Annotated in this window: 6 protein-coding genes; 4 read left to right on the top strand and 2 right to left on the bottom strand. The window is 33.9% G+C overall.

Going from position 1 to position 16,133, the window contains the following annotated elements:
• The gene (locus tag IPK88_00740; protein MBK8241923.1) at positions 1–2,322 is read right to left on the bottom strand and encodes an immune inhibitor A; all 2,322 of its coding nucleotides are present in this window, start codon (positions 2,320–2,322) and stop codon (positions 1–3) included.
• A gap of 54 nt (positions 2,323–2,376) precedes the next feature.
• Between IPK88_00740 and IPK88_00735 the strand changes: the two genes are divergently transcribed.
• Both IPK88_00735 and IPK88_00730 read left to right on the top strand, forming a co-directional pair.
• Positions 2,377–2,985, top strand: a complete 609-nt coding sequence (locus IPK88_00735) for a ribonuclease HII (protein ID MBK8241922.1) — start codon at positions 2,377–2,379, stop codon at positions 2,983–2,985.
• A complete protein-coding gene (locus tag IPK88_00730) occupies positions 2,982–3,479 on the top strand; it encodes a hypothetical protein (protein MBK8241921.1) in 498 nt (165 codons plus the stop codon). The genes IPK88_00735 and IPK88_00730 overlap by 4 nt, the downstream gene beginning before the upstream one ends.
• 66 nt (positions 3,480–3,545) lie before the next feature.
• Here IPK88_00730 and IPK88_00725 read toward each other — a convergent pair whose 3' ends face one another.
• The gene (locus IPK88_00725) at positions 3,546–6,479 is read right to left on the bottom strand and encodes a hypothetical protein (GenBank protein MBK8241920.1); all 2,934 of its coding nucleotides are present in this window, start codon (positions 6,477–6,479) and stop codon (positions 3,546–3,548) included.
• A gap of 83 nt (positions 6,480–6,562) precedes the next feature.
• Between IPK88_00725 and IPK88_00720 the strand changes: the two genes are divergently transcribed.
• On the top strand, positions 6,563–7,468 hold the full coding sequence (locus IPK88_00720; GenBank protein MBK8241919.1) for a M23 family metallopeptidase: 906 nt from the start codon (positions 6,563–6,565) through the stop codon (positions 7,466–7,468).
• Between the two features lie 330 nt (positions 7,469–7,798).
• Positions 7,799–16,096 carry a hypothetical protein gene (locus IPK88_00715; protein ID MBK8241918.1) on the top strand — a complete coding sequence of 2,766 codons (8,298 nt, stop codon included), beginning with the start codon at positions 7,799–7,801 and terminating at the stop codon, positions 16,094–16,096.
• The last annotated feature ends 37 nt before the right edge of the window (positions 16,097–16,133 follow it).

The raw sequence follows: 16,133 nt of genomic DNA, 5'->3' as shown, positions 1-16,133 counted from the left end.
TTATTGGATGATGACTTTATGAACTTCCCTATGACCTGATTGGGTATAATATTTAAGACAATAAACCCCACTGTTTAAATTCGATACATCTATTCGATATTCATTTGATGAACCTTGACAATTTGCTCTTACACTTTTACCATCAAGTGTTTCTAATTGTAATCGGGTACAATCAATGGATCCACGGGTATGAATAAAAATTTGATGTCTTGCAGGTTGAGGATATAAACTAATAATTTCAGTATTTAAATCTGAGCTATTTGTCAACGATGTTGAGAATACCTTAATGTCATCTATGTAGAATCCATCATGTGGGAATTCGCTCTGATTGGTATTCATAATAATTTGAAGATAAATACTCTTCCCTTTATATTTATCTAAATTGATCCATTCTGAGACCCATTGTTTTTGAAGTCCAGTATAAACAGGATTATTTAAATCTTGAAAAGCGCCTCCTGCTACCGAATATTTTCCACAAACAGGATCAAAATTATCTCCATCAGCAGATACTTGAATTTGGGCAAAATCTCCTTCAATGTCCAAATCCCAGGCCGCATTAAAACTTAAGTATGCATTTTTAGCACGGGTCAAGTCGATTGGAAATACCGTTTTTAATTTGTATTTTCTATTTGGAATTAAATTAGAGCCGGGGCTATCAGTATAGGAACTGGGTGAAGATGTAAAATTTTTATTTGATAAAACAAATGGATTATTGCTTGGGGCATACCATTGATTGATATTTTCACATGATTCAGACCAAATAGGTTTGCCAACATATAATTTTTTTACAACCAAAGTTTTGGAAAAATTGCCGGTGGTAATTTTGAATGACAATTCGATACTGTCTCCAATATTTGGAGTCGAATTGAAGTGATAATTGATGTCCGTCATTTTAGAGCTGCCGGCATCTACATACATATCTATCGGATTGGTGTCAAAAACCAATCCTGAAAAATTAGATGTACAAAGTATATTGATAGTGGCATTTTCTATACCTGAACGTTTGACTAATAAATTCAAGGTGCCTGCATCCGTATTGAGGTTAGTGGGTGAGAAATCTTCTAGGTCAGCATATGCCCCTGCATTCCAGGCTGCCATGACATTCATGAATTGAGTTGATTTGTTCAATGGTAAAATATCAACTCTATTCGGCCAAAAAGAAGGACCAACCTCAGGTGTAAAAGCAAAAATTTTATTTTTTGTTTTAGTGTCACCATACATCCAATCATCAGAGACACCGTTTACCTCATAATTTAAAGTATTAAATGATGTACCTACAGTGAAATGATTATGTTGTGTAAATAATTGAGCTAATGCATTAAACTGTGAAGAATCTTGTGTGGATACGTTTGAGTAACCCCAAGGTATAATAAGTAGATTTCCGAATGTATGGTAATTCAATGCAATTTTAAATTCATGTTGTTCACACAAATATTTTATAGCTCTGGTTTCTACTTCTGAAAAAGAGCTTTCACCTCTAAATACATCAGAGGTTCCATTATTGGATGAGCCATTATTGTTAAATCCCCATTGGTATCCGTAATTTCTGTTAAGATCACTTCCTATCCCATCAAAATTAGGATTTCTGTTTTTTCTCCAATAACCTTCACCATCAGGATTGGTTTGCTCATTATATTCATATCCATCAGGATTTATACAAGGCACGAAATACAATGCTCTTGAATCTACCAGTGTTCGAATTTCAGGGTTGTATTCATAATTTTCTAATAAGTACCACATATAATACAACAACTGAGACATACTAAGTGGTTCTCGAGCGTGGTGCAATCCTGTGTACAAGATCTCCGGTTCGTCTTCTTCTAAAACATTCGGATTATCAGATATTTTTATAACATCAATTGTATGATTATTGAAAGTCCTGAAATTTCCAATCGGTTTTCTCTCGGAAATTAATTTAGGATATAATTCATGCATTAAGTCCAGGTTTTCATTCATTTCCTGAAGGGTTGGAAATCCCCCCATGGATCCATATGGATAATTTAATGGAAGTGGATAATTAGGTGTATTGGATATTTTAGGATCACAGGATACCGGAGATTGTCTTGGAGAAAGTATTTGGTCCAGAATAATTTCAGTTTGGAATCCTTGGGAGCTTAATTTTTCTAATTCTTCGTGACTAAAAATACCAGTAAAACTAACACCCGGAATATAAGTACCATGATCAAAGGCAATTCCTGTTTTTTGAAGGTCTTGTATCGTTTTTCCGTTAAGGTTTATTTTAGTTTTGTGGTTGTGGGATTGACTATTTATGAAAAAAGGAAATAATAGAAATAGGAAAAACCAGCTTGACTGAGACCTCATAAAAATATTTTACTTTTGCGACGGCAAATATAGTCATTTGTCCGATATAATAAAGTGAATTTAAAATCATATTACAAAAATATTACATGTGAAGCGGGTTGTGATGAAGCTGGTCGTGGATGTCTTGCCGGACCCGTAGTCGCAGCAGCAGTCATACTAAATCCAGGTCGACCAATTCTAAGGCTCAATGATAGTAAGCAACTCAATGAACAACAGCGGGATGCATTAAGACCTGAAATTGAAGATAAGGCGCTTTCTTATGCAGTTCAATTCATTGGACCTGGAGAAATAGATCTCATTAATATTTTGCAGGCTAGTTTAAGGGCTATGTTGTTAAGTGTAAGTCAACTATCCTGTTTACCTGCCCTGGTTTTGGTAGATGGCAATAAAACCATACCTCATCTAGAAATACCGCAAGTGGCAATTATCAAAGGAGACGCCCTGTATCAAAGTATAGCAGCTGCTTCAATTTTAGCCAAAACCTATCGTGATGAATTTATGAATACAATTCATCATGAATTTCCTTGGTATAATTGGAAAAAAAATAAGGGTTATCCCACTGCTGAACACAGATCTGCAATATTAATGCATGGATTTACCCAACACCACCGGATGACGTTTAAAATTAAAAACCCTAATCCTACCTTAAATTTGTTTTCATGAAAAAAATAATTATTGCTTACCCGGTGCAAGATTTGACTGTTGCACGTTATTTAGCTGCTCGGGATTTGGATTATATTGGAATTGATTTGGATAGCAGAGATGTTGTTCAAAATGAATATTTTATCAATCAATTGCGCAATTGGATTGAAGGCCCTAAGCTCATTGGATTCACAGAACATTTAGAGACCTTGCACAATCAATCTTACAGCATATTAGATGACATTTTTATCAAACCTTCTTTCTTGATATCCGGACCAAACCAAATTGATCTTGTAGATCATGAAGAAAATCCGTTTATTTTTAGGAAAACAAAAGAACAATTTGATCAATTGAGTGATGTGCAGAAAAAAGTAGCAATTGTTCTTGTTAAAGATGCATATCATCTTCATGAAATTAATGGAAATCTTGGATGGATGGTAGATCCCGGACACGAGGAAATCACTGGTATTTGTGATTTTGATGCCCTTGATGCATTGTTAGATGATTTAAATTAAACTTGAAACTCTAGTTTAACGTGAATTTCAGTAGTTATTACACCATTACTCAAATCATGTAATGAATTAACCTTTCTTGTTTAAATAATTTTCATTGAAATAAGCCTGATATTCTTTTACGGATTTGAGCCTGAGAATTTCTCTGTAATTATTTTGCGTTACAGCAAAAATTTCATAGTTAGTTATATTCGGAATAAATTCATTGGATTTACGTTGAACTCCATTGTAATACTTCATAGCTTGATTTCGATTGTCAAATTTTCTAATCAGTATAAGGCTGGTGTTTTTTTCAACATCAAATTCAAGGCTGGACATTTTTAAATTTTCCGGTTTATGGTATTTTTGGTGATAATCAGAAATGGCAATTTTTGCCTTATCGGTTTGCTTAGCTGGTGGATCGAATAATAAAACAAAAACAAAATGTACGTTTTCGTCTTCCATTTTGAATTGTGCTTTTTCGATTTCTTGACTGGTAACTGTAATAAAAGCATCTTGATCACCTTTTAAAAATCGAATCATTTCCTTGGCTTTGATTTCTTCTGGAGTCCCCGGGAACTGCGCTACAACGTCTTTGAGTGCATTAATATATACATCTTTATTTTGGTTGTTGTATACCGAGCAAAAAGCATTGAGCAAAGCTACCTTAGGCATTAATGGATGTCCTGGAGGCATTTTTGTTTTAATAATTTGCAATTCGGTAAAAGCCTGTTCATATTGATGATTGTTGTACGATTGATAAGCTTTTTGGTAACCATCTGCAATGACATCAACAGACACACTTAAGGCTTTTACATAATTCGTATCACTTAGCGACTTTGCGTAATTCGTTTCAGGAAACTCGCGAATGATTTTATCTGTATAGGATGCAGCGCATCCAGGATCATTGAGATCTAAGCAATTTAAATATAAATAATACAATACATCTGGTTTGCGCTCAGTCTTGGGATAACGTTCTAAAAGATCCGTGTGAGTTGTTTTGGATTTTTGAAAGTTTTCCAATTTTTCTCTATACAATACGCCTAATTGAAACATTGCCGATTGAATTTTGCCATGGGCTTCAGCAAGTTTTTTAGGATCATCGGGTATGTCTTTGAGTATATTGGCTAAGTCAGCTTCAAGTGAATCTTTTGTTTCCTCAGTGGTTTCTTCAGTAGCGGCTATATCAAAATTGAAAGAAGTTTTATTAGACCTCCTCCAATGGTCTTCTAAGGTTCGTTGGCCCCAATTTTGTTCGAATTCACCACGTCCTCGATTTAAAGTTCGTTGGTCATAAGCAAAAAAGTTACTCGCTTTTGGATTACCTGAATTTGGAGCATTGCCATTTCGGGTATCCTGAAAAGCATCAAATTTGTTATTCACTCCGTCAGCTCCAAAAGGCTGAAACTGATTAAATTCCATGGCTTGACGGTCGATTTGTGGTTTTACAAGTTTAGCCTTGGCTTCATTTTTTATTTGAATAGCTAATGCTCTGCGTTCTTTTACCGATAGCGATCCAATTTTAATTAATGAATCTTGCAAAGTAATGATTTCAATTTGTTTGGCTATATCATCCAAATTGTTCTTCATTTTGCTTACCAGCGATTTTCTTTCATCATTTTTTGGAAGTGATTGTAAAGTGCTGTCGTAATAATATTTTGATTTCAAATAATTTTGATTTTCAAAATTTATTTCTGCTAATAACAGATAAGATGAAGCTTTTTGATTTGGTTTTGCGGATGGATCCCAAAGTGAAGCATTGAGGTAATCAATTGTTTCAGGAAGCTTTTTTTCTTTATAATAGATCTGAGCAATTGTAAAATTAATTTCAGAAACATAATCAGTATTCTTGGAATCTTTTTTTAATTTATTGAGTTGACTGATGACATCCTCTAATGGTGTACCTGATTGAGCTTTATTTAATAATAGATTCATTTTTGCATGCAAATTCATATCATAGCTTGGTCTCAATTTAGTGCATTGAGTAAAGTACTCATCTGATGCAATTGGCCTACTGTTTTGTTGGTATAACTGTCCTAAAATGTAGGCATACCTGGCTTTAGTTTTTTTCGGTTTGGTATATTGAGTCGCTAAAATTAATGCTTCTATCGCTTGATCGAATTTTTTTTGACGAACGAAATTATTGGCTAATGTAGCATACAAATCGCCATATATTGATTTCGGTGTATTGGGATCTTTCGCGATATTTCTTAGAAGTTGTTCTGATTCATAATACTTTGCGCGTTCTGTTAAATTTTTTGCAGCCCAAATCGTGGCTTCCCAAAAAGCTGGAGTATGTGGAAAAAGTTTTGAGCCGACATTATTTAATTTAGGTTCTTTATCTTTTCTATCAACACTTGGTAAAGGTTCCGATATGGTTTCTATAGTTTCTGTTGGTTTGTTTGGAGTCTTATGATTTTTTTTATCTTTGAGTGCTTGTTTTTTAGCTTTTTCTCTGGCTTTTATTTTATCCTGAGCTTTTTTCTTAGCTGCCTCTTTAGCTTTTTTTTCTGCTTTCTTTTTATCCTCGCTCGTTTTCTTTTTGTCTTTAATTAAAGTCTTTTTTGACTTGTCTTTATTAAAAAGATTGTTGGGTGTGAATTCATCTAATACATATTTAAACGAACTTTCTGCAGTTTCATAGTCTTTTTTTAAGTATTGCGATTTACAAAGTAACAAATAGCAATCATCAGCCCATCGGCTCTTTTTGTGAAGGGTTATATCAATAGAGGCTTTTTGGATGATTTTATCTAAATTACTTTTTTCAGCATCTACATTTTCAACGGCATTGTATGGAAAGATGGGCAACAATTGTGCATAATTGTCTTTATGATTTTGGTTTAATCTTAAAATAGTCTCTCCAAGAAGTTCGTTGGCATTAAAGTAACCATTATATTTGGCCGTAGTGTTGTGATAGAATTTACTTAAACGAGAACTTTCGCCCTTTTTTTTGTGACTAACACAGGATATTAAGGCAATTAGTCCAATAATTAGAGTAAAGATGTATTTTTGAGATATTTTCATGTAATTCAGATCATTCAATATTAATAAAGACAGTATATAACCGATTTTGGGGCAAATTTATTTTAAAAATAGCAATAATAATAATGGTATTTGACTGGAAAAAGCTTAAAAAACAAATATTAGATCACTTGGCGAAGCGATTTTTGTTTATTCTTCGCAATGAGGATACTTTTGAGGAATTGGGTAGCTACAAAGTTACTTTATTGAATATCTATGTTTTAGCTAGTTCAATCGTCGTTTTTGTAGGAATATTATTGTTTTTATTAATCATCCTGACACCGTTTAAAAAATATATCCCAGGGTATGGAGATGTGAAGAATCAAAGTGAATATATCGTTCTGGAAAGGAAAATTGAGTCTTTGGAAAATGAAGTTCGATCTCAGGATACCTATATGGCAAGTATCAGACGCATGTTAACCGGAAATCCTGAATCCATCCAGGAAGCTACCAAGGATGTGAATATTAGACAAGAGGTGGCCAATCCGGTACAAAAAATTAAGGAAGATTCACTACTAAGAATTGCCTTTGAGACCAATAATAATAGTTCAAATCAAAAAGCCATACTTCCCAACCGCAACATCAGTATTCGTAAAGAACCCAATTTTGCTATGGCATTAAATGAAATCAATTTTGTAACACCCCTTCGAGGCACCTTAGGTGCTGCATATAAACCGGAAAAGGAGCATTATGGAATTGATGTCATTGCTCCCGCCAATTCTCCGATCAAAGCGACCCTAGCGGGATCTATTATTCAATCAGATTGGAGTGTTGAGAATGGCCATACCATTGCAATACAACACAATAATAATATTGTATCTATATATAAGCACAATTCGGCTTTGTTGAAAAGATTTGGGGCACATGTTAAAGCTGGAGAAGTGATCGCTATAATAGGTAATACTGGAACTTTAACGGAAGGCCCGCACCTCCATTTTGAGTTATGGTATAATGGATCATCGGTTAATCCGGTTAATTATGTCCGGTTTTAGATCCAAATTATACTTAGCTATACAAAGATTCAACCACTGAATCAGAAAAACCTTTATTTTAATTTTGTGTGATTTCATATTTGAACTTTAACTTTCAAATGTTCTATCCAATTTGTTCCAGGGTTCAATAGAATATTGCGATTCAGGGCCTAAAAGTGAACGAAATTTTTTAATTTTTTTATTGTCAAAATACATTAAATTTATTTTTAATGTATTTCATATTTGTTTGAAAATCAATACAATAAATATAATATTATTATTTTAATTATTTTTAAAAACAGGCTTGTTGGCACCAAATTTGCTTGTGGAGTACTAGTTAACTCCAATTCCATGAAACAATTTAAGTATACCATACTCATTTTTTTTGCATTATGTAGTATGTTGAGGGCTCAGATAACGGGTATCGTTTTTAGAGATTATAATGCCAATGGACTAAGAGATTCTACAGCAGAGTATTTTGAACCAGGTGAAAAGAACGTTGAAGTTCGTTTGACCGATCGGACCGGGGCAATTCTTTTAACAACATCTAACGCAAAAGGGTATTTTACATTAAATCCTTCAATTTCACAACCTTACAGAATAGAATTTAATTATTCTAAGGTCTTCGATTATGATGGCGCTGTGAATACTGTTGGAGTGGGGTCTAAATCCTCTGTTCAGTTTATTTATCAGAATAAGGAGTTCGTATCTTTTGGAGTGAATTATCCTCAGGATTATACTAAGAATCCTGAATTATTTGCACCGTGTTATGTCATTGGTAATCCTCAGGACCCTACTGCCATAAACAAAGATTTTGACGCATTCGTAAATTGGGATTATAACAATGGAGGTCAGAACTACAATAATATTGTACCTCTAGCACAAGGAGGAACAGCTAACAATCTAACTAAATTAGCAACTGGAAAACAAATCGGTGCATGTTGGGGTGTAGCCCACCAAAAAAACACAGATATCGTTTTTACGACAGCTATTTTGAAACGTCATGCAGGTATTGGACCTAAAGGATATGGGGGACTATATTTAATCCAAGGAAAAAAAGACAGTATCATTTTTTCAATGGATCTCAATACCATAGGGATTCCAAGTGGATCCTTTTTGAGTAATACAGCCAGGCATCTACCAACGAGTTTTCCATTATTATCCGCTGATTCGTTAGCATTTAGTCATATTGGTAAGATTGGTTATGGTGGTATAGATATTAGTGAAGATGGAAAAACGCTTTATTTGATCAGTTTGTATACTAAGAAATTATATTCTATTTTTATTAATAATCCATTTGAGCAACCTGATATCAATGATGTAGATTCATTTGCCATTCCTGATCCAAATTGTAACCGTGGTACATATAGACCCTGGGCCGTAAAAATGCATCGGGGCAAACTTTATGTTGGTGTAGTTTGTGATGGTTCTGGATTAAATGCCACCACTGCAGATCTTAATGCAAATGTTTATGAATTTGATCCGGCAGTCAAGACTTTTTCAAATGTATTGAGTTTTAGTTTGGATTATAAATCCTATGGTATAAAAGCAAGTTTTTTACCTTGGGTTGATACATGGGATCCTCTATGGCAACAAAGTAATTTTGGATACTGTGATCATGCCCAGGCTATTTTGAGCGACATCGAATTTGATGGTGATGATCATATGGTCGTAGGAATCATGGATAGATTAGGAATGCAAGGTGGATTTAATCAAGAAAATACTTCGGGACATCCTGCCTACTCTGTAATATCATTAGGTGACGTTTTGCGAAGTACCTATAATTCTGTAACACATAAATATGAAATCGAACAAAATGCATCTGATGGTGTCATACAAACAGATGGTAGAAACACTGGATTTGGACCTGATGGAGGTGAATACTATCACGGTGATAATGCCTTAGATATAAATGGTGCTACTTTAGAGGCAGAAAGTGCTAACGGTGCTTTGGCCTATAGTCCTGGATACGGCAATATGATTACATCAGCTATGGCACCCTATGGTTTTTTTAGTAATGGTGTATTGCATTTGGATAATAAAAATGGTAATTGGAATAAGCGTTTTCAAATCATTCCTCCAGATTTTACACTTTTTTTAGGAAAGTCAAATGGACTGGGAGACTTGAAAGTGCGATCTAAACCCGCACCTATTGAAATTGGAAATTATGTGTGGAAAGATCTCAACAGAAATGGTATTCAAGATCCTATTGAACCACCACTAGCAAACATATCGATACAATTGCTAAAAAATAATACAGTTATAGCATCAGCAATTACCAATAAAAATGGTAACTATATTTTTTCAAACGATAACAATCCCTCACAGAATGATTACCCGAATGCTTTTATTTATGGGATTAAGGATTTAAATGAGAGTGATACATTTAGCATCAGAATACCTAATTATGTCAGTCAAATGTCCAATGGAGCCTACCTGGTAAAAATGGCAGTTTCTCCTTATTTACATCTTCCAAAAATTGACAATAACGGGACGATTATAATTGGTAATGATATCGTCTCAACATTTCAAACCAATCTCAATGGATCCAATGATCATTCATTTGATTTTGGATTTTATTCATTGATTGATGGGCATTTTGAAAATCCTGTTTTGAATGTGGGCTCTTGTGATGCCATAACGAACAGTTTTAATTTAAGTCTTTCAATAAATGCCGTCAATGGTCCTATAGGAGATATTATCGTGGAATTGTCAACAGGTGAAAAAAGAAGATTCGCAGCAGTACCCGATGGCCCTATTCAAGTTGTTTTAAACAATATAGAAACCAAAGGCACACAAAACGTTAATATTAAAATTTATTATGTCAATGATCCATCAGTATTATTGCAAATTAATGACGCATTTAATCAACCAGCACCGTGTTGTATGAATGATTTTAGTATTTGCGGAAATAGAGAATCACAAGTTGAGTTTAATGCGGTTCCTAATCTCGTTTATTATGCATGGTATGATTCAACCACTCATACGCTTCAAGGGAATTTACAAAAACTAATTTTGGATAAAACATCCTTAGGGTTACAAGATTCCTATGAAGCCTATTATTTTATTGGAGTAAATGTTAACGGAGATACAATAAGACAATACTGTTATTTTAAACTTAAAGTCATTGACTGTTGTGCATTGAGTGTCAACCAATTTTTTCAAACAGAATGTAACAACAATGGTACATTATATAATACTCAAGATGATTATTTTGCAGTACTCATTAATGCTTCTAATCCTGAGGCTGGATTAAGTAATAATTATGAAGTTGTAGTTAATAATAAAATTATTGGAACACAACCATATGGAACTCCTATATTGGTTGGTGAAGGAGGCCCAAATGCAGATTTCAAATCAGATGGAGTATCGAAGTATAAAATTATTATAAGAGATGTTGATAATAAAAATTGTTTAGATTCCTTATTTACAACACCAACTACATGTCCGATACCAAGATTGACTGTAAAAAAAGTACTGCAATCGAATGCTATCCAATCTGATGCATCTTACAATATTGTATACAGAATAGAAGTAAAAAATGAAGGTACTGAAGTTGGTACTTATAATTTAATTGACGATCCGGGTTTCGATGATGATGTTAAAATCGGAGCAGCGTTTTTCACAACGAATATTCCAAATAAGGGAGGTAATGCATTAACAGGGTCAGGGCCATGGACTTTGGTTACAAATCAGAGTATTGGCCCAGGTGTGTCTCATGTCATTTTATTCACCATCAACATTTCTTTGGATTTTTCTTCTGAATCGTCTGGAAATAATGTCTATACAAAATGTGGATCCGCAAATTCTAATTTTTCTACTAAGGGTGAAGGATTATTTAACAGAGCCCTTTTGGATTTCGATGCGAATGGTTCCATCGATGTGATAGATACCAGTTGTACAGATATTCCATTTATTACCTTAGAAAAAATATTTCTAGGAAATACTCAGAAGGGTGTCAAATTACACAATATTAAATATCAATTAATAGTAAGAAATACAGGAGGTGCTGATGGGAATTATAATTTATTGGATAAACCTGGTTTTGATGATGACATAACGATTACTAACGCAAGTTATCAATCTAATGTAGGATTAAATGGTATACTCAGTAATGCAGTGCCATTAAATGGTTGGATTATTGCTTCTAATAGAACGATCATGGCAGGTAAAAAAGATACTTTTGTATTGAGTATTGATGTTGAATTAGATTTAGAAACTCAAAGTTTAGGTAATAATACCTATAGACCATGTGGATTTGTCAATCCATCAATTTCCAGATCAGGAGAAGGATTATTTAACGTAGGGTTTATAGATTTAAATAATGACTTTAGATCTGAAAGGCGGGATACCGTTTGTTCTGATTTACCTTACTTGACGCATGAAAAAACACTATTAAGTCAAAATTATTTAATTGACGATAGAGTAGAAACCAATTATTTAATTCGAGTTATCAACAAAGGAGGGTTACCAGGAACTTATCATCTAAAAGACAAACCAAGTTTTGATGATGATCTTGAAATAGAACACGCTGAATTCAGAATCAATAATGGATTAAATCTATTATTAAATAATAATCCTGGTCCGAATGGTTGGACACTTGCATCAAATAAAATATTAAATCCATTTTCTGTGGACAGTATTTTTGTTACTTTAGTAAGTCACATTGATCTGAATCCAGGAAGTTCAGGAGACCAAGTTTATCATGTATGTAAGAAAAATGCTCTTGGAGAATATGAGGCCGGAAATGGATTATTTAATGAATCACTTATGGATATCAATAATGATGGTATCGATGATCAGCGTGATACGGTATGTAGCGATTACGAAATTTATGATTTAGCATTGCGTAAAACCTGCCTATCTAATGTGCCGGTTCTTACAGGAGACAAGCTGGGATTTAGGGTGACAGTATTTAATCAGGGAAATCAAATGGCGCGCCATATAGAAATTGTGGATTATTTGCCAAAGGCGTATGTGTATGACACTATTCTAAGCACTAATTGGTCGAAAAGAAATGACAGTACCTTTGTATTTGTCATTGATTCTTTATTGCCACAAGATTCGATGAGTATTGATTTCATAGTTAGAGTCAATAAATATTTAAGCATTCGGGAATTTGCTATTAACAGCGCAGAAATTGCATCGTTTTTAGGTAATCAGGGCCAACAGGTTAAAGACTATGATTCGACTCCGGATGATAACAGAAGGAATGACAATGTAGTTAAACCCTACGAACTATTTGATGATTATCTTTTAGGAAGACGTAAATTTATTCCGGATGATGATGAAGATGATCATGATGTGGCTATAGCATTATTTTTTGATTTAGCATTAACTAAAAAAGTGGTGACCAAACCACCCTATTTTTATAATGATCATATTACGTTTTCAATTAAGGTTTTTAATCAAGGTAGTGTTGCTGCTAAGAGATTTAATATCGTCGATTACATTCCAAGTGGTCTCGAATTTGATCCATTGGATAATTTGCTATGGACAAGTAGTTCGGGAAAGGCATTTTATGATTTTCAAGGTAGTTTAAATCCAGGTGATTCGGTTGAATTATTTATAGTTTTGAAATTATTACCCAATAAGAAAGTAAAAGATTGGGTTAATGTTGCAGAAGTGGCAAGTGCATCCATTTTTACAGTACACAATGTAAATATTTCAATCATAGATTTTGATAGTGACGGCGATACCATACTCATTAACGATGCAGGAGGTATTGTGAATTCAATAACGGATGATCACACATTAGATAATGGTCATGATTTAAACATGGATGGGATAACTGATGAAGATGACCATGATCCTGCAGTAGTTTATGTCTGGGACTTGGCACTTAAGAAAATTCTAAATACACCACCTCCACATTTACCGAATCAAACATTGGAATTTGTAATTCGAGTTTTCAATCAAGGTACAGATACAGTCGGTTCCGTAAATATAGTGGATTATATTCCGGCTGGATTGGAGTTTAATATGGTCAATTCAAATTGGGTACTCAATGGCAATCAGGTTAATGGAACATTCAATGCCAGAATTCTGCCAGGCGACAGTGCACAATATCAACTATATCTTCGTTTAAAACCAGGAAATCGTCCATTACAAGAATGGATTAATTATGCAGAAATTGCCGGTTCAAAAAATTCTTTAAATCAGATTCGAACTGGATTTGATATAGATAGTAGGGAACTTTCGGATTCGCAGGCTGAGCGAAATGTTAAGCCAGGAAATCCGCAGGATAATGATATTTATTCTATAGATCGCGGTGGAGAAGAAGATGATCATGATCCTGCCAAACCTGTCATATTAGATTTGGCTTTGAAAAAAGTAAGAGCAAACCAAAATATAGTTCGATATGGTGATACAATAGATTTTAATATTACCATTTACAATCAAGGATTTATTGCAGTTTCACAAGTGTCCATTATAGATTATTTACCGGATGGTTTGAATTGGATCAATCAAAATAACTGGACCTATAATGCGATAAACAAAACGGCTCAATATATTTGGTCCGGAAAGCTATTACCATCGGATAGTGTGATTATTCCAATTAAGCTGGTAGTCAATACTCAATTTGGAGCTAACTTAGATTTGGTAAATTATTCTGAAATATTCCATGCAGTGGATACAGCCAATAGATCCCATACGAGAGACATAGATTCATTTTTTGATATTTTAAAAATCAATGATGTTGGAGGTAATGTCAACTCCAATTCGGATAATGCCGTTTCAGATGACGGATTTGATTCAGACAATGATGGGATAGCAGATGAAGATGATAGTGATCCTGCCATTGTTGAATTAGTAGATTTTGCATTGCGTAAAGAAATTGTAAATGCAGAAAAAGGAAATGCAGGAGATACTACCAGATTTAAAATCACAGTCTTCAATCAAGGGAATGTTACTAGCGGGGAGTTATCTATAAAAGATTATCTGAATAAAGCTTATCAATTTCTTCCAGCGATTAACACTAATTGGACCATATCTAATAAAGATGTAGTCTATACATTTAAAAAAACTTTATTGCCGGGTCAACGAGATTCTGTTTATCTTGATTTATTAGTCTTGCAAGATTCCAGTGTTGTTAATTCTTACAATTGGTCTGAAATCATTTCAGTTAAGGATATTAATTTAATTCCAATCGGAGATCAAGATGCAGATAGTAAGCCAGCATCTGATGCACCACACGAAAGAGCTGTTGTTCCCGGTAATCCCGATGATGATCGGATTAATGGCGGAGGATTGGTATTCAAACAAGATGAAGATGATCATGATGTAGCAGGCATTGATACTAAAGCAACTATTGGTGATATGGTTTGGCACGATAAAAATGCCAATGGAACTATGGATCAGGGAGAAGAGGGTATTGAAGGTATTCATGTTGAATTGTATAATGCTGCGAACAATACTTTGGTTAGATCTACTCAAACCAATAAACAAGGAAAATATTTATTCGATGGCGTAAAACCTGCTAAATATTATATCAAATTCATAATACCAACACCTTGGACCATAACTACAGCTAATGTTGATTCAGATACCTTGGATTCTGATGTTACTCACATTAATGGGAATGGAACGACAGAAATGACCATGTTAATGGGTGGAGAAGATGATCGAACATGGGATTTAGGATTGTATAAATGTGTGCCCATTTTTGGATATGTATTTCTAGATCTCAATAGAAATGGGATCTATGACTTTAATGAAAATGGTATCAATGGATTAACACTCTATATTCATGATGCAACTACTGGAGCTGTTGTACAATCGACACGAAGTTATTCCAACGCTACACGATTTATTCACGATGGTTATTACACGATGTGTTTAAAACCGGGTAAATATTACCTTCGAGTTCAATCATTAAGTGGGTTCTTTAGTTCGCCATACCACCAAGGTAATGATCCAATTTATGATTCGGATTTACAAGATATGTTCGGCTTGTACACCACAGGTGTTTTGCAAGGAGCTTCGTGTGATACTATTAAGGATATAGGAGCCGGTATATATCATAATTTTGTTACGACTACCATATTAAAAGAAAGGAATGATCAAATTTTTGAGTTAAATAATCAAGCAAATAATGCTATTAAATTATCAGGATTTAGAAAGCAGAATATTAATTATTTGAATTGGGAGTCTGATCAAAGTCTTTGTTTGAAGTTTGTAAAAATATATAGAAAACTGGAACAAGAACAACAATTCAAATTGATCAAAGTGCTCGCGGTAGATCAATTAACTACAGCCGATTATTTATGCGAACAAAGTTTTGAAGATGAATCGGTACCTGTTGGATCAGCGATATATACAGTTCAAGCCTTCGACGAACAATTTGAAAATATCCAAAGTAATCAACTGATATTGCAAGATGGTTATCAAACATCGAATGACCTTATTATTTCTCCAAATCCTGCACAAGACAAAATATTTGTACGATTAGGAATTGGAAAAGAGCCTTTGATTGCCTATCAAATCATAGATGGGTTTGGAAAATTGATTCGAAGTGAGGAATTCAATCATGGACTTAAGAATCAACATCCAATACAAATAGATATTCATAATTTAACTTCAGGAAATTATTTTTTCAAAGGCATTTCTAAGAATAAAATATATACTTCAGGATTTCAAGTTCAATGATGAATAGAATATCAATAAGTCATTCAATACAAAGAAT

It is taken from the genome of Candidatus Defluviibacterium haderslevense (assembly GCA_016712225.1).
GTDB lineage: Bacteria > Bacteroidota > Bacteroidia > Chitinophagales > Saprospiraceae > Vicinibacter > Vicinibacter haderslevensis.
The sequence above is the reverse complement of the archived record's forward strand: the minus strand, read 5'-3'. Positions and strand labels throughout refer to the sequence as shown.